This is a genomic window from Bifidobacterium sp. B4079, from assembly GCF_026537385.1.
GTDB classification, from domain to species: Bacteria; Actinomycetota; Actinomycetes; order Actinomycetales; family Bifidobacteriaceae; genus Bombiscardovia; species Bombiscardovia asteroides_I.
Genome location: NZ_JAFNMH010000001.1, coordinates 1,012,237 through 1,037,757, shown reverse-complemented (window position 1 = coordinate 1,037,757; position 25,521 = coordinate 1,012,237). Strand labels below are relative to the sequence as shown.

17 protein-coding genes are annotated in these 25,521 nt (G+C 61.6%); all 17 read left to right on the top strand.

Annotated elements, in window-relative coordinates:
* Positions 1–3 precede the first annotated feature (3 nt).
* The 17 genes from J3T95_RS04315 to dapB all read left to right on the top strand — a co-directional run bounded on the left by J3T95_RS04315 (position 4) and on the right by dapB (position 25,507).
* Positions 4–4,578, top strand: a complete 4,575-nt coding sequence (locus tag J3T95_RS04315) for an FtsK/SpoIIIE domain-containing protein (RefSeq protein ID WP_267450503.1) — start codon at positions 4–6, stop codon at positions 4,576–4,578.
* Positions 4,579–4,820: 242 nt separating this feature from the next.
* Complete coding sequence (locus J3T95_RS04310) at positions 4,821–5,090, top strand: FHA domain-containing protein (protein WP_267450502.1); 270 nt, start codon at positions 4,821–4,823, stop codon at positions 5,088–5,090.
* Positions 5,083–5,391, top strand: a complete 309-nt coding sequence (locus tag J3T95_RS04305) for a hypothetical protein (protein ID WP_267450501.1) — start codon at positions 5,083–5,085, stop codon at positions 5,389–5,391. The genes J3T95_RS04310 and J3T95_RS04305 overlap by 8 nt, the downstream gene beginning before the upstream one ends.
* 2 nt (positions 5,392–5,393) lie before the next feature.
* On the top strand, positions 5,394–6,014 hold the full coding sequence (locus tag J3T95_RS04300) for a hypothetical protein (RefSeq protein WP_267450500.1): 621 nt from the start codon (positions 5,394–5,396) through the stop codon (positions 6,012–6,014).
* Positions 6,011–7,558 (top strand): WXG100 family type VII secretion target, encoded by a 1,548-nt coding sequence (locus J3T95_RS04295; RefSeq protein WP_267450499.1) that lies wholly within the window; start codon positions 6,011–6,013, stop codon positions 7,556–7,558. The genes J3T95_RS04300 and J3T95_RS04295 overlap by 4 nt, the downstream gene beginning before the upstream one ends.
* Positions 7,559–7,579: 21 nt before the next feature.
* Entirely contained in the window at positions 7,580–8,380 is an 801-nt protein-coding gene (locus J3T95_RS04290) for a hypothetical protein (RefSeq protein ID WP_267450498.1), read from the top strand.
* Between the two features lie 65 nt (positions 8,381–8,445).
* Positions 8,446–9,246, top strand: coding sequence for a hypothetical protein (locus J3T95_RS04285; RefSeq protein WP_267450497.1), 801 nt, complete (start codon positions 8,446–8,448; stop codon positions 9,244–9,246).
* 257 nt (positions 9,247–9,503) lie between these two features.
* The gene (locus tag J3T95_RS04280; RefSeq protein ID WP_267450496.1) at positions 9,504–10,310 is read left to right on the top strand and encodes a hypothetical protein; all 807 of its coding nucleotides are present in this window, start codon (positions 9,504–9,506) and stop codon (positions 10,308–10,310) included.
* A 97-nt stretch (positions 10,311–10,407) separates the two neighbouring features.
* Complete coding sequence (locus tag J3T95_RS04275) at positions 10,408–10,983, top strand: DUF805 domain-containing protein (RefSeq protein ID WP_267450495.1); 576 nt, start codon at positions 10,408–10,410, stop codon at positions 10,981–10,983.
* Between the two features lie 59 nt (positions 10,984–11,042).
* On the top strand, positions 11,043–11,567 hold the full coding sequence (locus J3T95_RS04270; protein ID WP_267450494.1) for a hypothetical protein: 525 nt from the start codon (positions 11,043–11,045) through the stop codon (positions 11,565–11,567).
* 3 nt (positions 11,568–11,570) lie between these two features.
* Complete coding sequence (locus J3T95_RS04265; RefSeq protein ID WP_267450493.1) at positions 11,571–12,011, top strand: YbjN domain-containing protein; 441 nt, start codon at positions 11,571–11,573, stop codon at positions 12,009–12,011.
* A 1-nt stretch (position 12,012) separates the two neighbouring features.
* On the top strand, positions 12,013–13,320 hold the full coding sequence (locus J3T95_RS04260) for an FHA domain-containing protein (RefSeq protein WP_267450492.1): 1,308 nt from the start codon (positions 12,013–12,015) through the stop codon (positions 13,318–13,320).
* Between the two features lie 106 nt (positions 13,321–13,426).
* A complete protein-coding gene (locus tag J3T95_RS04255) occupies positions 13,427–18,022 on the top strand; it encodes a PD-(D/E)XK nuclease family protein (RefSeq protein ID WP_267450491.1) in 4,596 nt (1,531 codons plus the stop codon).
* Entirely contained in the window at positions 18,019–22,353 is a 4,335-nt protein-coding gene (locus J3T95_RS04250; RefSeq protein ID WP_267450490.1) for a UvrD-helicase domain-containing protein, read from the top strand. The genes J3T95_RS04255 and J3T95_RS04250 overlap by 4 nt, the downstream gene beginning before the upstream one ends.
* Before the next feature lie 201 nt (positions 22,354–22,554).
* Positions 22,555–23,310: a GNAT family N-acetyltransferase gene (locus J3T95_RS04245; protein ID WP_220236948.1), complete on the top strand. Its 756-nt coding sequence runs from the start codon at positions 22,555–22,557 to the stop codon at positions 23,308–23,310.
* Positions 23,307–24,608 (top strand): MFS transporter, encoded by a 1,302-nt coding sequence (locus tag J3T95_RS04240; protein WP_267450489.1) that lies wholly within the window; start codon positions 23,307–23,309, stop codon positions 24,606–24,608. The genes J3T95_RS04245 and J3T95_RS04240 overlap by 4 nt, the downstream gene beginning before the upstream one ends.
* 146 nt (positions 24,609–24,754) lie before the next feature.
* Positions 24,755–25,507, top strand: coding sequence for a 4-hydroxy-tetrahydrodipicolinate reductase (dapB, locus tag J3T95_RS04235; protein WP_220236950.1), 753 nt, complete (start codon positions 24,755–24,757; stop codon positions 25,505–25,507).
* Positions 25,508–25,521: the final 14 nt, after the last annotated feature.

Here is a 25,521-nt window from a genome sequence, read left to right as displayed (position 1 = left end):
ATCATGCAGGGATTGGTCAATATTCATGATTCCAAGTCGGATACCCGTTTTACGGCTTACCTGGACGTCCCCGGGGAGTCGACCTTGGCGGATGTCGTCCCCTCGCTGGCCGGCATCGCCAAAGAGACGGGCGGCAGCGTCACGGGTGTCAATGTCGACGGCCGCCAGGTGGATCCTCGTCAGACGCTCAACAGAATCGGTCTGCATGAAGGGTCATGGATCTCCCTCCTGTGTGAGGGCGCGCGGATCGTCAACCCTCTCGCATGTTCGATCGACGACCCTGCGGCGGTGCAGTTGCGTTTTCTGAGTGGAGTCAACGCCGGTGCCATATATGACGTTCTTCCAGGAATCCTGAAGATGAGTTCCCTAATGGATCCGGAACAGGTATCGGTCAGTGCGGATTTCCTTCTTGACGTGCATCCTGATGGCGGTCTGATGGTCATACCCAATGTGAGGGAAGGCGCTCGGACCAAGACAGGCCTCTTCTTCCATAGGACGAAGAGGGAGCTCCACTCCGATATATGGATGGAAGGCCATGAGCTGGTGGAACCGACCAAGCTCGAATATGGCCAGGAGCTGGTGCTCCCCGAGTTCATCGTCAGTGTGACCAAAGGTCATGACGATTCCGTCCCGGTCAATGTGGAGGACAGCCCCGGGCATTGGCTGTATACCCGCCCGCCGAAGATTCGGAACGAAGTAAAGACCAGGCGATTCACTTTGCCGGCTGCCCCCACCCGTCCGGAAAAGGCTCCGATTCCGATCATATCGACTCTCTTGCCTTTGGCCATGTCAGTGGGCATGGCCGTCATCCTGAAGAATTATTCCTACCTCGCCTTCGGCATCATGTCTCCGGTGATGATGGTGGCCTCGTACTTCTCCGGCAACAGCAGCATGAAGAAGAGGTACAAGGCACAGGTCAAGCGGTATGAGAAGAGCCGGGATCTGATAACGAAGAAGGCCAATCAAGCGCTGAGGCAGGAGATTCATGATGTCCGGACGGAGTATCCCGATCCCGCCGCTTTGCTCGATATAGGCACCAGGCATACTGCCCAGCTATGGAACAGAAGGGCCTCGGATGATTCCTGGCTTGGACTGCGCATAGGCACAGGAACCGTGAAATCGCACATATCCCTGGAGACGCCGGACAATCTCGAATTCGAACGAGTCAAGACCTGGGACCTTCATCAGTTCCCTGTCGTGGTGAGCCTGCCGGAAGCCGGATGTCTGGGTTGCACCGGCGAGCAATCGGTCATATTCCCAACGGTGCAGTGGATGGTCGCTCAGATGGCGGCCCTCCATTCGGCCCGTGACCTGTCGGTATACTTGCTTTCCCCCGGATCTCGGAAGCAGAGCGAAAAAAATCGGTCTTCCTACGTTCAGGCGCAGATTGATTGGAGCTTTGCTCAATGGCTTCCCCAGTTGGTTCCCCAAGAGGGGCAGAATACGGTTCGCACCCTGGCAACGGGTGCGGAAGACATAGCCATGAGGATTTCGGAACTTGTCGCCATGCTGGACGACCGCAAGGAAATGATGCATTCCCAGTCCATGCAGAAGTGGGCCGGTCCCTCCGTGGTTGTGGTCATGGAGCATGCCCATGTGCTCAGATCCATGCCAGGCACCATCAGACTGCTCAAGGAGGGCCCGCAGGTCGGCATGTACATGCTCTGCGTGGAGATCGACGAGCGGCTCCTGCCTGAGGAATGCCAGACTGTGGTGACCGGCGAGGCCGGCGAGCTGAAGGTCCGCAGCAATGTTGCCGATGACCTCAATGAGGTCATGCCGGACCTGGTCTCGAGGCAATGGCTGGACTCCCTGGCCTTGGCCCTGGCGCCTGTGGAGGACGGCAGCCCAGATGAGAGCCAGTCCGCCATTCCTTCACAAAGCAAACTCCTGGACCTGCTGAAGCTGACGCCGACCTCAGAAGAGATCGAAGCCCGGTGGGCTCTGCAACCCCGCTCGACCTACTGCGTGATCGGCGAATCGGTCGACGGCCCCTTCGGCCTTGACATCGCCAAAGACGGGCCCCATGGGTTGATTGCCGGCACAACCGGCTCGGGCAAGTCAGAGTTGCTCCAGTCACTAGTGGCTTCGCTGGCCGTGGCGAATAGGCCGGAATCGCTGAACTTCGTGCTTGTCGATTACAAGGGAGGCGCAGCGTTCAAGGATTGCGTCAAGCTTCCCCATACGGTCGGAATGGTCACGGACCTTGACAACCACCTGGTTACCAGGGCCTTGGTCTCGCTCGGCGCGGAACTGAACTACCGCGAGCATCTTCTGGCCCTCGCCGGTGCCAAGGACCTTGACGATTACATGGATTTGCGTGAGCTCCACCCTGATCTGACGGAGATTCCCCGTCTGCTGATCGTCATCGACGAGTTCGCCTCCCTGGCCAGGGAGCTTCCCGACTTTGTCACCGGACTCGTGAATATTGCGCAAAGGGGCAGGTCACTGGGCATCCACCTTCTCCTGGCGACTCAGCGGCCCGGAGGTGTGGTCTCTCCGGAGATCAGGGCGAACACCAACCTTCGTATAGCCCTGCGCATGACGGACGACAGCGAAAGCCAGGATGTGATCGACGCCAAGGATGCGTCGCTGATCAGCAAGTCCACACCGGGCAGGGCCGTTGTAAGGCTCGGGTCGAATTCCTTGGTCCCCTTCCAGTCCGCCAGGGTAGGAGGCAGGTATATCGACCCGAATGACAAGACTGAGAAAAAAACAGAGAAGCCTTTCGTCCGTGTGCTCTCCTTCCCTCAGATCGGCCGGCCTGCTCCTGCGCGTCCCAAGTCGAAAGAGGACAAGGGCGATGTAAGCGTGACCGACCTTATGAAGTTGGTCGGGAGCATCTGCGAGGTTGCCAAGGATGAGGGCATTCCCGAGCAGCGGCAGCCCTGGCTGCCTGCCTTGACCGATGAGATTGGTCTGGATGATCTGCCCGACAGCGAAGATGGCGATGCCCAGTCCAGCCTTCAAGTCCCCTTTGCCATGGGGGATTACCCCAAACTGCAGAAGCAGAACACGGTTTTCCTCGATATGTCGACTTTCGGCAACCTCTTTGTCATCGGCACGTCGCGCAGCGGCAAGACCACGGCCCTTCGGACCATAGCCTTCTCTGCCTGCGAAAGGTATGCACCCACGAAGGTCCAGGTCTATTGCATCGATGGCGGCAATGGCGGCCTCGCCCCTCTCACGGCCTTCCCCAATGTTGGGGTTGTGGCCCTGCGCAGCGAAACGCAGAAGATCGAACGGCTCCTGAACAAGATCGAAAGGGTGCTCAAGGCCAGGTCGGCCACGCTCTCCAAGGGCGGATACAGCAATATCGACGAGTTCAATCGGGGGCTTGACCAGGATCATGAGGACCAGACCCTGCCACATATGCTGGTCATGCTGGATTCCTGGGACGGGTACAGCTCCACCTTCGAATCCTATGACGGCGGTTCCCTGATCAGTCGCATGCAGAATCTGATGCGGGAGGGGCCGTCGGTCGGCGTGCATTTCATCCTTACCGGCGACCGCTCCCTCCTGTCAGGTCGAATGACCCTGCTGGCAGACAGCAAGATCATGCTGCGGCTGGTCGACAAGACCGACTATTCGGAAATCGGGATCCCCGCCAAGGAAGTACCTGACAAGATGGCGGACGGTCGAGGTTACCAATCCGTTGACGATGCTGAGATTCAGATTGCGCAGATTCGCCGGGGTGTGGTGGGCCAACAGGAATCCGAGGCCATCCGCGCCGCCGGTGTCGCTCTGGCTTCCGGCAGGGACGCCGGCCTCTCGCGGTCCCGTCTGCCCTTCAACGTCGAACAGCTGCCCGATGAGGTATCCTTCGACCAGCTATACGCCTTGGTCGAGGAATCCAAGCCTCTGGCCAGTGGCCTGCTGCCTCTGGGCATTGGCGGTGAGGACAACGATCTCATTGCCTACGATCCGGGCGCAACGCCGATCCTTCCGATTTTCGGCGGCATGCAGAGCGGCAAGACGACGTTGCTGGTCTGGCTGTCCAACATGGCGCTGTCTGCTGGATACCATCTGGTCATCGCGGCCCCCAAGGACAATGCCCTGAGGCGTTTCGACGGGGTGCCCGGGGTTGTGCGCTTGTTCACGACCCCTGCGGACCTGACGCAGGAGAATCTTGAACCATACGCCCGCAATGACGACGAGAAGGCCGTGGAAAGCAGAACCGAAACGGGGTTCAAAGGCAATCTCCTGGTGTTTGACGACTGTCAGCTGCTCAAGGAGATTCCCGCCAGCGGGTGGATGCAGAACCTGGTTGGATCATTATCGAACAGTGACGCCTCATGCATCTTTGCTGGAGATATCGTCGATTTCCCCCAGGGCTTCGGGAACTGGGGGGCTTCAATGAAGAAGATCAAACAGGGCGTGCTGATCAGGCCTGAAGAGATGCTGTATGCCGATTTGATTGGAGCCAGATTAAAGCGCTCGCAGTTCAGCTCTGACATGCCTCGAGGCAGGGGTTTCGCACGATTCGGAACAACCACAGTGTCTGTGCAGTTTCCCGAGCCCGGAAGTGAACTGACTTTCCCCTTCCAGCCCCATATGAAGGGCGATGATATATCGTGAGCCATAGAAAACAGGAAACAGGGCTGGCTAAAACCGCACAGCCTGCCAGAATTATACCGGAGATCCCTAATCTGCCGCCCATTATGCAACCAGAAGCTGTCGGCAAATGGGATTTACATGATGGATCCCTAACGCCAAGGCAGGTTCATGAAGGTCCTGCAGGTGCAGATGGCTCATCATATGACCTGGTATTCTCGGACGGCCGCCGTGTGCCCTGTGCCCGGCGCTGCGTGGTTGGCAGAATGCCGAAACAGCCTGGTGAGAATTATGATGCATATTTGGTGGTGGATGATCCGTCCCAGCAGACATCGAGAAGGCATTTCGAGTTTGGAGTGACCTCCATCGGTCAGGTATGGGCCATGGATTTGGGATCGGCCAACGGGACCTTCGTTCTGTCAAACGGCACCTATATTCAACTGCCTGAGAAGAAACGAACTGTTCTGGCTGACAATGATGTGATCAGGTTCGGAGGGCTGAGCGCCAAGGTGGAAAGGAGAACTGACCGTGGCTGACAGAGTTGTTGTTTCCTATGATGAGTTGAAAAAATTCAAGCAGGGTCTGGAAAAAGTCAAACAGATTCTTGACGATTTTTCGGGTGTGGAGATAGACGAAGTTGCCTTGGGCAGTATGGTGGTCGTCGACGCGTATGACTCGTATGTGCGCCGCCTTAAAAATGCCAGTGGCAAGTACTCCAAGAAAGCCGGAGACTTTGCTTCGATGCTTGGAAACCTTATTGATCAATTTCAAAAACTTGATAATCAATTGGGTCAGCAGATTGAGCAGGGTGACGGGCCCCAGTTCGGAGGAAGATAGTCATGGAAGAGGCCGGGATACAGTTCAGCATGGACATACCAGCCGATTGGAAGGTCATGGATCTCTCCCGCAGGGGAAGGCAGGATTACGCCAAGGAGCAGTCCATGAGAATCATCGAGCAAGTTCCTGCCTTGCATATTTACCGCAAAAAGCTTGAAGATGCCCTTTTCAAGGAGCTGACATCATCCTGGGCTATGGGTGTTCGGTATGGAGCCTCCTTGGCGGCGCCCACCACGGATGGTCTGCTGAGCGCCTCTGTTACGGTGTCCGTTCTGCCCCCGCCTCCCGACCAGGAAGACGTGTCAGTTTTTGATGCCATTGCCGCCACGGTCCGTCAGAATGACGAAGAGTCGTCAGGAGAGAGCGAATCCGACATTTCCCAGGTCTCGATTCCTAAGGCGGGTATGGCCTTGCGGGTGCTGGGGCATCGTGTTTTTCGTCCTCAGGAAGCTGCCCAGGGGGTCAAATACTCGATTTTCCAGACGTATGTGCCCTTTGGCGGCCGTATAGTGCTGGTGACGGGGCAGACTTTCTGCACGGATGTGGAAGCCCAGCTTTTTGAGTTGTTTGATCTGATTACCGGTACGTTGTCGTTATGGATTGATGGAGGTGGTCAGCGATGAGTTTGCATGTTGACTGGAGCGTGATCGGGTATGCGGCTGATCCTGTGCCGGGCGATCCCGATGGCGTTGGGGTTTGCGCGGCGAGGTTGAGAGACAAAAAGGAGTCGGTCGACTCCTTGGTTGCTGTCTTGAACAGGATTGTGCCCGACAAGGGCGGGTCGGTGTTTGTCGGGGATGCTGCAGACCAGTATGCAAAGAAGCTGTCTCACTTTCCTGAGGATATGAAAAACCTGTCCCAGGGATTAGCTAGTGCCTACGACACTCTCAATTCCTGGAAGTCGAGCATGGATCAATGCCAGTGGGAGGCTCATAGGGCGTATGACGATGCCAGGCAGGCGCTTGAGAATATGCATGCGGCTGAGGTTAAGCTCGATGACGCTTCTGCCAGTGCGCGCAGTGCGCAATCCGCTGAATTGCAGATGCGTCTTAGGCAGAAGGTGGGCCAGGATGTCTCCAAGGCGGATGAAAAGGAAACCGTAAGTCGTGTCCAGCGGGCTGAGAAGAGTGTGGCTGATTTTCGCACTCAGGTGAATTCTGCTCAGGATTCGTATCAGGCTGCCATGACGCGTCTGGATTCGATCAGCGATGTGTACAGTGAAAAAGCAAGGGTAACCGGGTCCTCGCTGCGGGGTTATCTGGAGGAGTTGCCTTCGGCCTCGTGGTGGGAGAGGGTGTATTACAGCAGCGCCTGGAGCGTCATAGGCAAGGTGGCCGAGATAGGCAGCATGATATTCGGCATTGCCTCTCTTATTCTGGGCGGTGAAGGCATTATCGGCATAATCATCTTTGCTTTCGCTGCGATCGGTTTCATCAACGATGTAATGGCTGCTTTGGAGGGCGACGAGTCATGGGGGGAGGCTATTCTTTCTTTTATTTCTCTTGGTTTGGCAAGGTTTGGCTTAAAAGGTGTGGGCAAGAGTCTTTCGACAGGACTGGAATTATTCCAAAGCGGAGGAAAGGACATGTCGGTTCTTTCAAAGCTGAGGCTTTTGGGTGACCCGACGCAGCAAGGCGGTTATCTGGTTTCCCACTTTTCAACGATGATGGGCCGGCCGAACGGCATCCTGCCGGTTTCGAAGTGGGTAGCGGGAGCCAAATCCTTGGCGGCGACTTCATCCAAGCGCATGAGCACGCCCCTGCTGTGGATGAAGGGATTCGGGCGCGGAGTGTGGTCATCTGCAAAAGCTGCCGCTACAAGGGCCTCTGACGCAATGCTGTATACGTATGTGAAGTTCGACATCGAGGGGCCGAAATTCGTAGCCCGCGATGCGGGGGAAGCGGCTGCCAAGGTCAAGGATTTTGTCATCAAGAATAATGGGGTGCAAGGCGCGCTTGCCGCCGTGCGAAAAAACCCTCTGTACGAGACCGTTACCCGCGGAATCCGTTCCGTGGTCCAAGACGATGTCGATGCCTTGAAGCGTCAGGTCCATAACTCTGAGCAGAAGAGTGGTGGCTGGGAGACGACTGTGTCTGAGGGGCTTGGTTATTTGAATCCTCTTTTGCCGGTAGCCGGTCCTTTGGGGACTGTGTTGTCGAGTCTGTAGAGCGAAGGATGGGTGGTGGTGATGTCTGAGTCGAGCGGCGGGCGTGCCGGTGCCAGCGGGGTGTCGGATGGTGCTGATGATCGGGTTGATGCGTTTGTCCTGTCGTCGGTCATGTCGCGTGTGGTCGGGAGCGTGCCGCATGCGCGGCCTGGGGCCCGTGAGTTCTCCCTGGGCGGGGTGCTGTGGAAGACGGTGCTGTACGGGATGGCCTATGTGGCCGGGGTCGCCTGCGGCTGGCTCGTCCTAACCGACGACAGCCAGGATTGGGTGCGCATGCGGATAGTTCAGTCTTGTTTGCTTGCTCTTTTTTCCATATTCGCTGTGTGTACCCTGTTGGGGCGGTATGAGGATGGGAAGGGGCGTCCGGGGCCTTGGTTCGTGGTCTTGTCTTTCCCGTGCGCTCCGGGGCTCGGCGTGGGTTTCGGTGCTGCCGGCCGTACTTCTGGTGGTGTGTTCCGGTGGGTGTTGGTGTCGGTGGCTGTGTTGGTGGCTGTCGGGGTGTTGGTGTTTCCGTTGCTGATGCGGCTGGTGCGCAATGGGTTCCTGTCGTGGGCGGCGATGGTGGTGTTGTGTGTGGTGCCGTCCTGGATGCTGGCCAGGGTGACGGGGTCGGCTGGCGCTTCCTTGTTCTGGTGCTGTGTGGTGGGCGTGGTCGGCGCCTTGTGGTTCGTGTTGGACATGTGGGCGATCGAGAAGTGCGCGGACACGCATCGTGACGCGGCTTTCGAATGGCTGGCGGCCTGGGCGCTGGTGTTCGATCTGATCGTGCTGATCGCCTCCCTCCTGGGAGCCTCCAATAATGACGATGACGCCAGCCGGTGACGCCGGGGCTGTGCTTCCTGGTGCCGCTGGCGTCGAGTCTGTAGAGCGAAGGATGGGTGGTGGTGATGTCTGAGTCAAGTGGCGGGCGTGCCGGTGCCGGGGGGGTGTCGGATGGCGCTGATGATCGGGTTGATGCGTTTGTTCTGTCGTCGGTCATGTCGTGTGTGGTCGGGAGCGTGCCGCATGCGCGTCCTGGGGCCCGTGAGTTCTCCCTGGGCGGGGTGCTGTGGAAGACGGCGCTGTACGGGATGGCCTATATGGCCGGGTTCGCCTGCGGCTGGTTCCTCCTGTTTGACCAGGACCAGGATTGGGTGCGTGCCTGGATAGCCGATTCTTGTTTGCTTGCTGTGCTTTCCGGACTTGCTGTGTGGATCCTGTTGGGGCGGTATGAGGATGGGAGGGGGCGTCCGGGGCCTTGGTTCGTGGTCTTGTCGCTTCCGTTCGCTCCGGGGTTTGGCGTCATATCGGGTTCTGGCGCCCGCTATTCTGGTGGTGTGTTCCGGTGGGTGTTGGTGTCGGTGGCTGTGTTGGTGGCTGTCGGGGTGTTGGTGTTTCCGTTGCTGATGCGGCTGGTGCGCAATGGGTTCCTGTCGTGGGCGGCGATGGTGGTGTTGTGTGTGGTGCCGTCCTGGATGCTGGCCAGGGTGACGGGGTCGGCTGGCGCTTCCTTGTTCTGGTGCTGTGTGGTGGGCGTGGTCGGCGCCTTGTGGTTCGTGTTGGACATGTGGGCGATCGAGAAGTGCGCGGACACGCATCGTGACGCGGCTTTCGAATGGCTGGCGGCCTGGGCGCTGGTGTGTGATCTGATCGTGCTGATCGCCTCCCTCCTGGGAGCCTCCAATAATGACGATGACGCCAGCCGGTGACGCCGGAAGGCGCCATGGGCGTGCTGCCGTTATTGCCGGTCCGATCATGTTGGATGCCCCAAGAGGTCTGGATCCGTCCGCTCCTTCGTGGTCGAAGACGATGTCGATGCCTTGAAGCGTCAGGTTTATAATCAGGATAAAGGTAGTGCCGGATGGAAGACGTCGGTGTCTGAGGGCCTTGGTTGTTTGAAGCCGGTATCGCCGATAGTTGGATTTTTGAGTCCCGTGTTTGCACAGGTGCAGGGCGAAGGTAGGTGATGAAGATGGCTGTGTCTAGCGTTGAGCGGACGGGTGCTGACATGGGGTCGGATGGTGCTGATGATCGGGTTGATGCGTTTGTCCTGTCGTCGGTCATGTCGCGTGTGGTCGGGAGCGTGCCGCATGCGCGGCCTGGGGCCCGTGAGTTGTCCTTGGGCGGGGTGCTGTGGAAGACGGTGCTGTACGGGATGGCCTATGTGGCCGGGGTCGCCTGCGGCTGGCTCGTCCTAACCGACGACAGCCAGGATTGGGTGCGTGCCTGGATAGCCGATTCTTGTTTGCTTGCTGTGCTTTCCGGACTTGCTGTGTGGATCCTGTTGGGGCGGTATGAGGATGGGAAGGGGCGTCCGGGGCCTTGGTTCGTGGTCTTGTCGCTTCCGTTCGCTCCGGGGTTCGGCGTCATATCCGGTGCTGCCGGCCGTACTTCTGGTGGTGTGTTCCGGTGGGTGTTGGTGTCGGTGGCTGTGTTGGTGGCTGTCGGGGTGTTGGTGTTTCCGTTGCTGATGCGGCTGGTGCGCAATGGGTTCCTGTCGTGGGCGGCGATGGTGGTGTTGTGTGTGGTGCCGTCCTGGATGCTGGCCAGGGTGACGGGGTCGGCTGGCGCTTCCTTGTTCTGGTGCTGTGTGGTGGGCGTGGTCGGCGCCTTGTGGTTCGTGTTGGACATGTGGGCGATCGAGAAGTGCGCGGACACGCATCGTGACGCGGCTTTCGAATGGCTGGCGGCCTGGGCGCTGGTGTGTGATCTGATCGTGCTGATCGCCTCCCTCCTGGGAGCCTCCAATAATGACGATGACGCCAGCCGGTGACGCCGGAAGGCGCCATGGGCATGCTGCCGTTGACATCAATATCGGATGTTCCGTTCTGACGGACCGTCGGGACGTGTTTATGAAGAAAGGAAAGGTGATGGTTATGACCAGTGCCTTGTTCTCGAAGAGGCCGCGTCGTGTGGATGTGATGAAAGGGTACGAGCCCATGTACGACGCGACCATGCAGGAGTGCCTGCAGCGGCCTTTCTACCTGTACGCGAGGGGAAAGGGGCGTTCCTGCCGCAAGGAGGTATGGATTTTCGCTGCGTTCATCTGGGTCATGTCCACCTGTCTGACCGGCCTGTTCTCCTCAGGCCCCTTGGCCGTCATACCGGGGCTGTTCTCCCTGGCGGTGTTGGCGCCCATGTATGCCCTGACGGTGCGGCGTCTGCATGACCTGGCCCTGTCGGGGTGGCTGGCGCTGGTCCCTTACGCGCTGACGGTGGTGGCCGTGGGTCTGATTGCCGGTCCGATGGTGTCGGATGCCCAAAAAGAGCTGGACCTGTCCGCCCCTTCGCCCCCGGTGATCATCATCCTCCTTCTGGCTGCGGTCGTCCAGCTGGCCATCATGTGCGTCCCCTCGCGTCGTCGCCATCCTCATGTCGATAACGGGAGCCTCAGCGCGAGTCAGACTGGCACGGCACAGTATCCAGAAGACCGGAACAGACAATGACTCCTCTTCGGCAACAAGGAAGCGCAAACCCCGACGATGCGGGAGGGAAGAAGGCCGATATGAACGGTGCTGATGCAGGGCAAGAATCGACGATGGGCGGCTCGCCGACGCTGAACGAGAAACCGCCGGCAGAGCTGCCTGCCCCTCTTGCCCGCCTGGCCGGTATGCTCGGCCAGAGGGGCGTGCCCGTTTTCATTGATGCCGACGGCGAGTCGGTTCTGGCCACCCTGCTCGAGGGCGAGGTGCTGTATACCCTGACGGCTGGTCTGGACTCCATCAGTTTCAGGAGTCTGTGGAGCCGCGGATTCAGCTCGGCCCGGTACCGCGATGCCGCCGATGTCTGCAATGAATGGAACAGCGTTGCGGCATGGACCAAGGCCTACGCCAGCGAACCCTCGGTGGAAGAAGACAGAGCCGTGCGGGTTTTCAGTGTCGGCCAGCTTATGTGGGATGAACGTGACGATGTCTTCGGGGCGAGGCTGAATGATTCGCTGAATACCGTGCAGACCTTCTATGCCTGGTTGGGCGAGCAATACCCGGATCCAATACGTATCCCCAGCGGGCCATATGGAAAGAGAGGCTGAATAGTGACGCAGCGTGATGCAGGACCGGCTACCGTCGTCGACGATGACCGGATCAAGCGGTGGATGGATCAGCAGAATTTCCATGTCGAGTATTATGAACATGCCTGGTTTGGAATGTGGGCCAATATCATGCTCACCTTCGCTATGGATGGCGAGCATCATGAGTATCTGGTGGTTCGCGGGACTGAACAGGGCAGTCATCCGAATGGCCAGCGCGAGTTGCTTGAGGATTGCTGCAATGCCTGGAACCGGGACTATGAGGGGCCGGCTGCCTATCTGCAGAGTTCCGAGGAAGGCCTGGTCTTCCGCACGGTGTTCGTGGTGAACTGCCAGGGCGGCATGGATGATGACCAGTTCGATCGCCTGATGAAGTATGCCATGGCGGGTTCGGACGGTTTCCTTGGTTTCGCCCAGGGGCAGCTGTCGAAGATAAGGATGAGCTAGGGTGAAGTGCAGGGTCAGGCGTGACCGTGCTTCCGGAGCTCGCACGCTGGCGGTAAAACCGACCCGGGGTGAAATACCTGACCTGGCGCTGGCCCAGGTTCTGCTTTCGGGAAGGTATGCGGATTACCTGCTCCCTTTCACCTATGAGGGGGATCTGCGAGATGCCAGGTTCTACTATGATTTGACCGGAGCCACATCCCTGGGTCGTGTTCTGCGGCATGGTATGACCGCGGACCGGTATGCCGGGGTCTTGCAGGCCATAGGGGATGTGGCCCGGGTGTGCGCGGAGGAGCGCGCGGTCCTGCAGACGGTGCTCTGGCATCAGGATTACCTCTACTTTGCCGGTGATGACACGGTTCCGCGAATGATGCAGGTTCCCATCGTCAATGGCCCTTGCTTCGATGCCAGTCCCCTTTCCCTGCTTTTCAGACTCAGCAAGGTCGACACTGGCGCTTTCGGGCACCCGGAGTGGTCGCGGTCGGTTGAGGCGTTCACGCGAACAAGCAAGGAGTTCAGCGCGGATGCCTACCATGCCATGCTGGCATCGATCCTTCCGGCAGGCAGGCCCCGGACCCTGCCGGGAGGCGATGGCGCCAGCGCCGCATCCTCGGGCTTTGAAGCCCGGAGCCAGAACGATGCCGGGACGGGCTCATCCGGCATGGATCCGACCGGGGATCATGCGGGTGAATCCCATGGCGAGGAAGATGAATACTACTCGGAAACGATTCTCAAGCTGCCGGAGGAGGGAGCTGCCGCGGGGGCTCCCTCTGGGGATCGGGTTCTGGAACCCGATGGCAATCCGGGAATTCGACTTTCGGATGAAGGCAATGACGGGGACACCGTTCTGGACATGTCCCCTCATCCCGACCAGGACATACGCAGGGCGGGCGAGGCCTCCGGCCTTTCCGGCGATGAGGGGCCGGCCAGCCCCAAAATGAGCAGGAGGCCCCGCTTCCGTGTCACCAGGATCCGGGATGGATACCAGGTGGATTGCAACCAGGATACGGCCACCATAGGGAGATCGGCCCGGGCTGACATCCATATGGGCGGCAATACGAACGTCAGCAGGATACATGCCCAAATCAGCCGTCTGCCTGGTGGCGGGTTCGAGATAACAGACCGGCATTCCTCCAATGGGACCAGGGTGTCCGGCCGTCTGCTCGCGCCTGGTGAAACTGCGCCTGTCGGCCCTTCGGGCGCCTTCTCTCTTGCTGATTCCGACTTCGTGATCGAAGAGCTTGACCACGACGGGGCGACGGGGCCGTGGAGCGGTTCTTCTTTCTCTGGCCTAGGAGATAATGATGTCTGAGTCGAGCGGCGGGCGCGTCATGCGGCTGCGGGGGAGCGTGCCTTTTCGCGTGCTGGCGTGGAATGTGGGCGTTTGTCCCCTGGTTGATTGACTCAGAGGCATGTTTATGACGGATGGGGCGGTGGCGACCGTCAACCTCACGGACCAGCCTAGGGCCTACCCTGAGGGCATGGACGAACACAGACCGGTGGATGCGGATCAGATCCCAGCAGCGGTTCAGGAATTGGCTGCAGACAGGCTCAAAGGGCCCGATGGGAAGAGCACGTCGGTCTTGGTCGTCGATGGTCCGCCCCGCAGTGGGAAGACCGCCGTGGCTACTCGGGCCCTCCTGGCAGGCATGGAGGTCTTCGGCGATCGGGACGCCTTTATGGCGGTCTCAGGTCGCGTTGCTGCGGACATGGTCAGCCGCAGGGTCATACTGGAACGGGGAAGTACGGGCAGGACGCGGCCCGTGGGCACCCTTCAGGCCCTGGCCTTCCAGGTGCTGAGCCAAGCCGTCTCTTTTTCCGACGCCCGAAGATCCCTGCTTCCCCGGCTCCTCAACGGGGCCGAACAGGATGCTCTTCTCCGCCAAGTCATGGCCGATCACATCGAACACGTCCGGGCGGGCGACGATTGCGCGGTATGCAGGCTGCTGGAGCGTTACTTCCAAAGCGAGTCTGGCTGGTCCTCGGTTCTGGTTACCCAGTCGGACGGCCAGGCTGAAGGGGTCAGCAACCGGTTCATCGCCCAGCTGCGCGATATGTTCGCCCGGATGACCGAGCTGGGAGTCACCTCCGGCGACAGGGGTCAGCTCCTTTCCGCCCTAAACGCCCAATCCATCGACCTTGACCGAAAAGAGCGTCTTGGCTTGCAATGGCGATTGGCCTTCGCTCTGAACGACGAATACCTGAAATGCATTGACAGGACATACCCCGACGAATTCCGTCTGGATCCGTCGCAGCTGATGGTCAGGGCAGCCGAGGAGGCTGGCAGGGTCGCCGGACTGGCCCTGCCACGGTTCCTGGTCGTGGACGATTGGCAGGATGTCACCCTGGCGGGGATGGGATTCCTCCAGACCCTGAACCGGTCCGGATGCCGTTTGCTCCTTGTCGGTAACTGCGACCAGTCGGTCCAGTCCTTCCGCGGCTCCTATCCGGAATTCCTCGCTGCCCGGCTGACCTGCCTCAGCGTGCAGACCCATGGGGATGCGGTCCCTATGCTGGCTGATGACTTCGCCTGTCTCAATGCGAGGCGGATGGTCCTGAAACCGCGTCGTATCGTGGCCCCCCGCATGGACGGCCGGAAGGACGGTCAAGCGGGTGGATCCGGCCCGGATCGGTCATTGGCAGCCTCCATCCGCCAGCCGGGCGACGATTCCGCAGTAGACGCGGATACGTATCAGAATCCATCCATGCATTCGTCCGATAAGGAGAAACATGACGGCCCTGGCTCCTATGCGGATCTGGTGGCTGCCCGTATCTCCCTAGGCATTGCCAGCCTAGAAGAGGACGACAGGGCCCTTCCTGACAGGCCGGGCAAATTGCCCGCCTGGCCAGGCGCCGGGCCTGTGGCGCCCTTGACGCACGCCAACCCCCTCCTTGGCGATGGTTCGGTAACAGCCAGGCTCTTCCACACCCCGGCCCAGGAAGAGGACGACCTGGTCTGGCAGATCAAGCATGAGTTCCTGACTCAGGGCAGGGACTGGAACGAGATGGCCGTCATTGCCCACGACAACGCGACGATTCGCGCCCTGGGCCGCAAACTCAGAGTCCAGGGGGTCCCGGTCCGATACTCGTCGGTCACCAGGCCGCTCAGCGAGGAGCCGACCATCCAGGGGCTCTTCGCTTTGGTCGAGCTGGCCCGGGTCGTGCAGGACCCGTCCACTCTGCCGGCAGAAGAGAACGGCCCCGCCGCAGTCGCCTCCTGGGTCAGGCGGCATCTGCGCACGCTGATGGTCAGCCCCCTGATCAGCGCCCAAGTGGGGGAGGGCCGACGTGAACGCCCCGTACGCATGGAGCACCTGGAATCACTGATGGATTCCCTGGCTGTCCTGTCGAGGATCCGAACCTCCGAAGAAGCCCCCTCCATCCCGGACTTGGCTGAGAATGCGGAAGCAACGGATGCCGCCGAACAAACCCTGTCGGTCCTGCCCGATCTGGTTGCGACCTGGAGGGATTGGTCCCGGGCCATCCAGGACCAGGAGGCCGATGTGGCCCATCAGAGAGGCATCAGGGTCGACGACTCGCTGATTTCCGGGGCCGGGACTGCGTCGGCCTCTACGGCCGGACTGAGTGTGGATGCCCTCCAGACCATGCTCCTGCTGAATCAGCAGGATTCCTCGCCGGTGATCCTGACCGCCATGGCTGCCATCGCGGGCGGCCGCCGGGAGGATCCGGATGTACACGCCCTCCGCCATGCCCTGAAGGTGGCCAGGGTCGCAGCCGGCAGGATCGCCGCCCTGCCTGATCCCCAACCTCAATACGTGCTCTGGGAGGCCTGGCGCAGTCTGGGTCTGGCCGATGACTGGCAGCGGCGCGCCCTGGTGGCCACCCAGGAGGGCGAGGAGATCAACGACCGTCTGGATGCCCTGATGCGTCTGTTCCAGTATGCGTCTGGTTCCCAGCGGTTCCGCACCGTGCAAACCTTTATGGACCAGGTGCGCAGCATGCAGATCGAGGCGGACTCCCTGGCTCATATCGGCCCCATCGAGCACGCGGTCACCCTGACCACCCCTGCCGGCGCCGCCGCCCTGGCCAGGGTCTGGCCCCTGGTTTGGCTCCCGGCCGTTCAGGATGGGGTCTGGCCCAACCTGACCCCCCGTGACACCATGTTCGGGGCCGAGGATCTGGCCGACCTGGTCCTCCACAACTGCATCGGGGACCCCGACCGGTCCTCTTTCAGCCATGATCCCAGGCTCCAGTCGATCCTCTACGCCGAGAAAAAGGGGTTCCTGGAAGCGGTGACCCGGGCAGGGGAACAAGTGCGGGTCAGCGCCGTCTGGAACGATGACATGGTACCCTCGGACTTTCTCTACGGGTATCTTCCCGAGTGCTATGAGCGGACCTCCGACATGGCCCAGGCGGATTTTACCCAGGTGGGGGCCGGCGCCGACGAGAGCCGTGAATACGGTGGATTGGAGGTCTCGCCCAGGGGCCTGACCGCCGCCGCCCGCTCCCTTCTGGCCAGGCAGGCCCTCCGGGAGGGTGGCGTCGACCAGGCCAGGGTCGATGACGCCGTCGATACCCTGCGCCTGCTCTCAAAGTCGGGTCTGCGGGAGGCCGACCCTAGAAACTGGCCCTTCCTGTATGCAGGTTTTGGAGCAGCGGAACATGCGGATCAGTCCGGACCAGACCAGTCCGAAACAGGGCCATCCCCTTCGAGGGAGGTCGGGATTCCGGGGCCGACCATAGGGAAGTCTCCTGACCAAAAGCCGGAGGCTTCGAATCGGGTCGGGCCCCAGGCGGTCTCACTCTCTCCATCCGCCGTAGACAGGATCTGGCAGTGCCCGCTGGAATGGGTCCTGAATTACCGATACTCCGGTCCCCAGCCAAGTAGGGTGGCCACTGATTTCGGTTCCCTGATACACCAGGTCGCCCAAGAGGGCACCAATCGCGGGCTGGACAAGCCGGACCAGGGAAGGCTGGGTCGGGATGCCCGATCCCTGGCGGACCGCCAGGCCAGGGCATCAGCCGAATTGCTGGATATATACCATGAGTTCGCCCGCAATCCTCCTGACGGCCGGGACCCCAAGAGGCTCTATGACATCCACAGCCGGGAGCGCCAGGTCGAGGGGATCATCGACAATCTGGCCTCCTACTTCGTCCACGGGTCGGCCGAAGGGTACGGGTGCGGCGGGAGCAAACCGATTCCTGCGGGGAGCCTGGAGGGCGTCCAGAGCGAGCGTTCCTTCAATGCGATCATCACCATGGACGGCCTCTGCCAGGTCTGGGGTGCCACCTTCCCCGATAGGCCATTGGGCCCGGAGCAGCTCTTCAACCTCCTCTCCGGTCTGGTCGGTGGATTCCCCGATGCGCTCACCCCGGGAACGGCCGTCAGACTGACCGGCAGGATAGACAGGCTGGAATCCCGGTGCATAGATGGTCGGCACTATCTGCGGCTGGTGGATTACAAGACCGGACGCATTCACAAAGGCATTCAGCTTTTCAACGACCTTCAGCTGGTCTGTTACCAGCTCGGACTGGCCTTCCAGAGCTCCGAGGAAGGGGGCCAGGCGAGTGCCGAGGCCGGCTGGTCCCTGCCCGGCGCCCCCGATCCCGGCCAGTTAGGCGGCCTTCCTGTCAGCCAGTCCATTCTCTTCGATGTGGCAAAGCCTCCCAAGGACCCCGACAAGGGAACCAGACCCGAAGAGGCCCGCTATCAGCCGCCCATCTTCCGCAACGGAGCTTTCACCCCCGACTATCAGGCCAGGACAGGAGTGCCGGATCCCTCCAGGTTGGCGGACCTGGATGACCTGCCCGCCGAACCCCCTCAGGGGGTTGACCGGGAGATCTGGGAGATGGTCCGCAACCATACCGGCGGGGCTCAGATCGTCTGGGACCTGACCATGGTGGCCAGGGTCTTCTTCGCCGCCGGGGTCAGGCTTTCGGCCAGCCTCCCCGATGCCCTCTTCGACCCCTCCCGCTGTCACAACCGTGGCAGGGACGGGGTCTGCCCGGCATGGGAGCGGCTGGCCCCCAACCTTCTGGAGGATCAGGAATGAGACAGACAGCAGAGCAGTCGGCCATTGTTAATGCCGGGGTTGGCGAGGACCTCCTGGTCGTGGCAGGGGCGGGATCGGGCAAGACCATGACCATGACCCGGCGCATCATCGCACTGATCGGGAAGGGGGTCCCCCCGGAACAGATCCTGGGGCTGACCTTCACCCGGAAGGCGGCCTCCGAGCTTCTCTCCAGGGTCTCCGCCGCCGTCATCAGGAGCCGTCCCGGCTCGCAATCCGGGCGGGTGGACCCTGAGAGGAACTTCCTCAAGCCTTCGGTCTTCACCTACGACGCCTTCTTCCAGTCCATCGTCCGTCAGTATGGACTCCTGGTCGGCATGGACCAGGACACCCAGCCCCTGAGCGCACCGGGGGCCTTCCAGCTGGCTGCCGGGGTCGTGGCCGACCACATCGACCTGGTCTTCCCCGACCGTCGGGAGGTCATGGATCAGGCCGAGAGCGGTCTGGACGTGGATGACCCCCTGTCCGGGTTTTCGGCGGCCACCATCGGCGGGCCGGACCAGGCGGCACGGTTGGCCCGGATCAGGGCGGGGGATCAGGATGACGTGGGGTCCGGCACCTTCGAGACCACAGTCAACCAGGTTCTGGGCATCACCCGTGCGCTGACCTCCTCCATGATCAGCAGGGACTGCCCGGACTTCGACCGGGCGCTGGCCCGGGTGCGGGCCTGGGATCGGGCTTTCATCGACCGGACGGAGGCTCTGATCGATGGCCGTCCCATACCGGATGCCGAGCCCTCTGACAAGTCCATGGAACGCCCTAAAAGGGCGAAGAAGGACAGCGATGCGGACTATGCCCTCAAGCTGGGGAAGATGAGGGAGAGGCGTCTTGACTTCCGGCTCTACCAGGCCAACCGTCTGCTCCGCACGGCCCGGACCCGGGAGAAGCTCCTGACCCTGGCCGACTACTACCAGAAGGCCAAGCGCCAGGCCAACATGGCCGAGTTCGGGGATTTCACCCTGGCCGCCTTCCAGCTGGTTGACCGCTTCCCCTCCATCGGCGCCCACTACCGACGCAGGTTCACCCACGTGTTCCTGGACGAATACCAGGACACCTCCACCACCCAGGCCCTCCTCCTGGCTGCCATCTTCCATCCTGAAGACCGGGCAGGGGAGCCGGACGAAGCACACCCGGTCAGCCAGGACCGTCCAGGCGGGTGGGATCAGCCCGGTGACCAGGCCCATCCCGATGATTATGCACCCATCGATGGTGGCGACGACCGAAATCAGGCTCGCTCGCATCCATCCAGGTCGGCCGTGACCGCCGTAGGGGATCCCTTCCAGTCCATATACGCTTGGCGCGGAGCCAGCCCCGGCGCCTTCCGGACCTTCCAGTCCCAGTTCGGGATGCTGTCCGAGAGGCCCTCGGTCCAGGGCGGCCGGATGGGCGGGCTGGCCACCTTCGGCAGACCCGAGGACCAGGAGCCTCTGACTCTCTCCCGCACCTTCAGGAATTCCAAGGTGGTCCTGCGGGCGGCCAACCTTCTGACGGCCCCGCTCAGGCAGGAGACGAATCGGTTCTCCAGTGCCCGGATGGCCGAGGTCGATGTGGCCCGCCTGAAGGCCAGGGAAGATGCCGACCAGGGGACCATCGGCCTGCTCGGGTACAGCACCATCGGCCAGGAGATCGATGCGGTGGTCAGGTTCGCCCTCCATGCCCGTTCCCGATACGGCAAGCCGGGCGCCGATGGCCGGGGCGAAGACCCTGATGCCCCCCACGTGGCCGTCCTCTTTCGTTCCAAGTCCAGAATGCCCCAGTACCGCCAGGCCTTGGAAGCGGCTGGGCTGACCTGTCAGATGGTGGGATATTCGGCCCTCTTCGATCTTCCCGAGATCATGGACCTCCTGGCCCTCCTGAGGGTGATCTGCGACCATACCGACAGCAGATCCCTGATGCGTCTCCTGGCTTCCGCTCGGTTCGGCATGAATTCGGCGGATCTGAGCGCCCTGGCCTCCTTGGCTGAGGCCATCAATGCGGACAGTCAGTACCGGGCCCTCCTCCAGGCAGGGTTGGTCCCCGAGACCGAAGAGGGGGAGGCCAGAAGCGATCTGGTCCGTGAGCACCGGGACCAGGTGCCCAACTCACTCTTCCTGATCGACCTCCTCCTGCGCGACGACCTGGCAGACCTCCTGCGGACCTCCAGGCTCAGTCCCCGTGGCCGCAATCTGGCAACCCATGCCGCCGAGGTCATACAGGAGGTACAGTCCCAGTCATCCGCCCCGCTCAGGCAGGTCGTCATCGCCGCCATCCATGCCCTGGACCTGGACATCGACCTGGTCCTTTCCAGGGCCATGGACCAGCCTGACCAGCCCCTGCAACCCAGCCAGGCCAAGACCGGCATCGAGTCCCTCCTGGACCAGGTGGACACCTATGTCTCCGAGCTTCCTGCCGGTCTGGGGCCCAGCCTGCCCGGGTTCGTGGCCTGGGTGGATGCCATGGTCCAGAGCCCCGACCTGCCTGATACCGGGATCGACAACCATGCCGATGTGGCCCTGATGACCATCCACCAGGCCAAAGGCCTGGAGTGGGATGCCGTGGCCGTAGTGGGGCTGGCCCAGAGGGCCTTCCCCAGCAATCAGGGAGACAACCTGAGGATCGAGAAGCGCAAGGGCGGGACATCGGATGTGGGGCGGGACGGTGTGCCGTTCAATTACCTGAACACGGCTCGCACCTGGCTGGAGAATCCCCAGGCAGTACCCGTTCCGGTCAGGGCGGATGCCATGATCCTGCCCAGGTTCCCCCATGACGCCCGGCTCGGGTCCGATCCTGGGGACGACCTTGGCGGTCTGGATCTGCCCGCCTTGGAGGACGAGGCAATAGGCGGGATAAGGGCCACCGGTGTGGACGAGGATGGGGAGCCCTGCGACTTCATGGGAAGCAGGGGATACTTGCCGCAGAAAGAGGAATACGGAAACCGCTACCACAACGACGAGCGAAGGCTGGCCTATGTGGCCGTGACCAGGGCCCGGCACGACCTCCTCATGACCTTCAGCGAGAAGGCCAACGACACCAATCCCGCCCTCAACACCCCCCAGGTCGATGCCGATGCCAAAGCCTCGAACTTCTGGCTGGAACTGGTCGATGGTCTGCGCGGCGATCCGGAAGCCATCAGGCTGGAGCCCATCGCCAGGGACCAGGAGTCCGACGAGGGGGCTGTCTGCCCGCCGACCCCTCCCGTGGGCCTTCTGCTCGGCCGCGATGCCGGTGCCTACCGGGATGTCCTGGTTCAGGCGCCCCTGGATCAAGTGGACCAACTGGCAGGCAGACAGGAGCAATCCGACCGGTCCTTCTGGCCGATCGGCCTGGGATCCCGGGTCGGCAGGGCCCTTCGCCGCAGCGCCGATTGGGTTGGCCCCGACGCCGATCCAACCGGGACCAGACATGGAGAGGACAGTCTTTACTCCGCTGCGGTCCGGGTGCTGCAGGTGGGCACCGGCCGCCTGGGGGTCGCCGGGGACCGTCTGGTTACAGACCTGGATGTCCTGCGCCGGGCGGGCCGGGGAATCATCAGCCATGGCGCCCAAAGCGTCACATCCATCCAGGCGAGGTCCGGAGTGATGGATGCCGCCAGGGAGCGGGACTATTGGGAGGGGCTGGTCAGGCCCGTTCCTCGTGTGGCCTCGCCCTTGGCTCAGGCCGGCACCCTCTTCCATGACTGGGCGCAGCGGTTCATTCTGCCGGACCTCCGGGACTCCTCGGGTCTTCTTGATGTGGCGGACCAGGCCGGGGGAGGATCTCCCGATGAATCGTCGGTCCCATCCAGTCCGGACGGCCGCCTTGTAGGGTCGGTCGGCCCCTTGGGCCCGGAGGCCCTGGCTGAACGTCGCCGGATGATAGCGGCCCTGGAGTCGGAAGGGAACGGGATGGACCAGGATGAAAAGACGGCCCATCGCCTCAGGACCTGGGAGCGCCGTCTGGCCGAATCCGATTGGGCCCAGCGGATCCCGGCCTGGGTGGAGCGTCCCATTGTGGCCGTCCTGGGCGGCACCATCGTCAAAGGCAAGCTTGATGCCGTCTTCCGCGGGGGATTGGACCAGAACGACGGTTCCAAGCTCTACACCATCGTGGACTGGAAGACCGGCGCCAGGCCCAGGACCGCAGAGGAGACCGGAGAGAAACTGGCCCAGCTCGACCTCTATCGGGTTCTCCTGTCGCGCTTGGAGGGAATCGGCCTGTCGACCATCGACGCCTGCCTTTACTATGTAAGTGAGGCCCAGCCATCCCGGCGGCTCATCAGGGCGAGGCCCAGGACACAGGAGGAGATCCTCCAGGGGCTGCGTCGGGGTGCTCCGCAGGAGTCGGATGACGACTGAACCGGCAGAGCGGGCCCAGCAGACGGAATGACAGGAACGGGACACAGACCGACATGCCATGCATGGGTCGGTATGGTCCCTGGCAGACCCCGCTCCCTTAGGTGGCGATGGGCGCCCTTGAACAGGTATACGGTGACCGGAGAAGCCGGGGCGGTCTGGTTCGCCCCTGCCTCGAGTCATCATTAGACGGAGCAACACGAGATGACACAGTTCGACCTGGTCGACAGAGGCCAGTCCAACCGGCAGATTCCCTCGATACGACCCATGATCTGGGGCGATATGCCCGATCTGGTCAAGGAGTTCGACAGGACATGGAAAGTGAAGGAGGACAAGGAGGGCAGGATCTCACAACTGAGTGCCGAGCACTTCGTCCTGGACTATCTGACCCAGACCACGCGGGCCCGCATCGCCTGCGTGGGCGGGCGGTTCATGGGAGTCACCCTGCTCCGGGAGGGACGTGGGCCGCTCAGCTTCCCCAAGGCCCAGGCCTGCCTGGATTCCGTCGATGCCACCCTGCATTCGACTCCTCTGGGCAGGAAGACCTTGGCCAGTGCGCGGCACTGGCAGGCCACCGAGGTGTGCCTGGAAGAGGAGACCGGACTGGCCACTCCGCCCCAGGCCGAGCTGAAGCTCTTCCTGGTCAGCGACAAGGCACGTGGTCATGGCATCGGGCGGTTGCTCTGGCAGGACACCCTGAACCATCTCGACCGGGAAGGGATCGCTGATTTCTACCTCCATACCGACTCATCCTGCGATGTGGGCTACTACGACCATCAGGGCATGACCCGCCTGGCCGAGCTCAGGGGCGAGGACTATGCGGCCTTTTCCCAGCAGGCCGGTGTCGATTCGCGGATTGGTTGCCAGGGGGGCGATGCGACTTTCTTCGAAGGGATCGACGACATTTTCGTCTACGGCGGCAGGGTTCGTGAACAGCTGGAGAGGAGCAGGCGGTCATGAAGGAATCCCGTTCGCCCTTCCTCCGGCTCTTCGCCTACCCTGATGCGGCGGGCTTCTGCCTGGCGGCGGTCCTGGCCCGCCTCCCCCTGGGGATGATGGGTCTGGGTATCGTACTGGCTCTGAACAACATCTATGACAACTGGACCTCTGCCGGCCTGATGAGCGCGGTCTACACCCTCAGCGCCGCCCTGGTCACTCCGGTCTATGCCCGACTCTTCGACCGGTTCGGCCAGCGCCGGGTCGGTCTGGTCGCCCTCCTGGTCCAGACTCTGGCCATCCTGGGATTCGCCTTCGCGGCCATGTGGAAGGTCCCTCTGGGCGTCCTCTTCGTTCTTGCGGCCCTGATGGGGCTGACCCAGTTCGCCTTCGGGGCCCTGGTCCGCACACGCTGGGCCTGGGTTCTGCGCGACGACAGGACCAATCTGCTCAACACGGCCTATGCCTTGGAGTCAGGCCTGGACGAATGCGTCTTCATTCTGGGGCCCATCCTCTCCGCCTATCTGGCCACCTCGGTCAGCCCTGTATCCCAGCTCTTTCTGCCTGCTGCAGCCCTGCTCGTCGGCGGATTGGCCTTCTTCTCCATGCGATCCACCGAGCCTCCCGCCATCGTCAAAGCGGTATCCGCCACCACCAGGGCCGCCGACCACTCACCGGTCGATGATGGCGGCAGCGTCCGACCCGAGGATTCGAACGGAAGGCGAGGGTCCCTGTCGGCTCTGGCATACCCCGGCATCCTCCTGCTCTTCGTGATCTTCATCGTCTTCAACATGAGCTTCTCAGCCGTGGACGTGTCGGTGACTGCCCTGACCAAGGCCATGGGCAGGGAAGGGGCTGTCGGCATCCAGCTGGCCCTCTTCGCCTTGGGATCCCTCTGTGGCGCTATGATCTTCGGATCGGTCAAGCTCAAAGGGTCGCGGTGGCGGTATCTGGCGGTTTTCCTGGCTCTTCTGACCGTCGGCTATGTGGTCTTCAGGCTGGTCATGGACAACCTGGTCCTTCTGGGTGTGGCCGAGGTCTTCTCGGGCCTGTGCGTCTCTCCCATCTTCGCCACAGGCAATCTGATCGTCCGGGAGAGCGTAGACCCCCATGCTCTGACCGAAGGCCTTTCCTGGCTCTCCACTGGCGGATCCGTCGGAACCTCCCTGGGCTCGACCCTGGCTGGCATTGCCCTGGACAGGTTCGGCCCCCATGGCGGCATGACCATCCCGGCCATCGTTACCTGTTGCGCCATACCCTTGGCGCTTCTGGGATGGGCCAAGAGCCGCAGGTCCGTGGATCCGGCGAACGGGCGTAGATGAATTAGGCCAGCTGGTTCCAGCCCCGTCCCTGACTCGAACATGGATGCCTTTCGCGAAGCTCCCCTTTCCGGCGGGTGGAAGGGGATGTGTCTGTCACCCTAGAATGAAGATGAAGACACAAGTCAGGATGAACCACGGAGGTGGGTATGATCAGGGTTGCAGTCATAGGGGCCGCGGGTCGCATGGGGTCCAGCGTTGTCCGGGCCCTGAGCGAGGCGGACGACATGACCCTCTCGGTTGCTGTCGATAATCATGATGGTCTGGAGGGGATCACCCCTGACAACACCGATGTGGCCGTTGAATTCACTGTGCCCCAGGCTTCTGTCGGCAACGTCGTGGCCTTGATCGGGCGTGGGATTGATCTGGTGGTAGGTACGACCGGCTGGACCGATGACCGGCTGGAGCTTGTTCGACAGTCTCTCAGAGAAGCCCCTCGGAAGGACCAGGCGGTCCTTATCGCACCCAACTTTGCCATTTCTGCGGTTCTGGCCGATTATTTCGCAGCCAAGGCTGCAAAATATTTCACCTCGGCAGAAGTGGTCGAACTTCACCATCCTGACAAGGTGGATGCCCCATCCGGGACCGCCATCCATACCGCCCAAGCCATCGGCCAGGCCAGACGACAGGCGGGAATGGAACCTATGCCGGACGGCACCAAGGGCGTGTCCGATTCCCGAGGCCAGGTCATCGACGGGGTGCACGTCCATGCGGTCCGTCTCCAGGGGTTGAACGCCCATGAAGAGGTCCTTCTCGGCAACACCGGTGAGCAGCTGACCATCCGCGCAGACAGTTTCGACCGTTCCTCCTTCATGCCTGGCGTGCTTCTGGCCGTCCGGGCCATCGCTGCCGGCGGCCAGCGAGGTCTTATCGTCGGGCTGGACCATTTTCTCGACCTCTGATGATCTCCATGACC

Coding starts and splice junctions, on each gene's coding strand:
- J3T95_RS04315 (WP_267450503.1), top strand. CDS start 4: ATGCAGGGATTGGTCAATATTCATGATTCCAAGTCGGATACCCGTTTT.
- J3T95_RS04310 (WP_267450502.1), top strand. CDS start 4,821: ATGCCGAAACAGCCTGGTGAGAATTATGATGCATATTTGGTGGTGGAT.
- J3T95_RS04300 (WP_267450500.1), top strand. CDS start 5,394: ATGGAAGAGGCCGGGATACAGTTCAGCATGGACATACCAGCCGATTGG.
- J3T95_RS04295 (WP_267450499.1), top strand. CDS start 6,011: ATGAGTTTGCATGTTGACTGGAGCGTGATCGGGTATGCGGCTGATCCT.
- J3T95_RS04290 (WP_267450498.1), top strand. CDS start 7,580: ATGTCTGAGTCGAGCGGCGGGCGTGCCGGTGCCAGCGGGGTGTCGGAT.
- J3T95_RS04285 (WP_267450497.1), top strand. CDS start 8,446: ATGTCTGAGTCAAGTGGCGGGCGTGCCGGTGCCGGGGGGGTGTCGGAT.
- J3T95_RS04280 (WP_267450496.1), top strand. CDS start 9,504: ATGAAGATGGCTGTGTCTAGCGTTGAGCGGACGGGTGCTGACATGGGG.
- J3T95_RS04275 (WP_267450495.1), top strand. CDS start 10,408: ATGGTTATGACCAGTGCCTTGTTCTCGAAGAGGCCGCGTCGTGTGGAT.
- J3T95_RS04270 (WP_267450494.1), top strand. CDS start 11,043: ATGAACGGTGCTGATGCAGGGCAAGAATCGACGATGGGCGGCTCGCCG.
- J3T95_RS04255 (WP_267450491.1), top strand. CDS start 13,427: ATGACGGATGGGGCGGTGGCGACCGTCAACCTCACGGACCAGCCTAGG.
- J3T95_RS04250 (WP_267450490.1), top strand. CDS start 18,019: ATGAGACAGACAGCAGAGCAGTCGGCCATTGTTAATGCCGGGGTTGGC.
- J3T95_RS04245 (WP_220236948.1), top strand. CDS start 22,555: ATGACACAGTTCGACCTGGTCGACAGAGGCCAGTCCAACCGGCAGATT.
- J3T95_RS04240 (WP_267450489.1), top strand. CDS start 23,307: ATGAAGGAATCCCGTTCGCCCTTCCTCCGGCTCTTCGCCTACCCTGAT.
- dapB (WP_220236950.1), top strand. CDS start 24,755: ATGATCAGGGTTGCAGTCATAGGGGCCGCGGGTCGCATGGGGTCCAGC.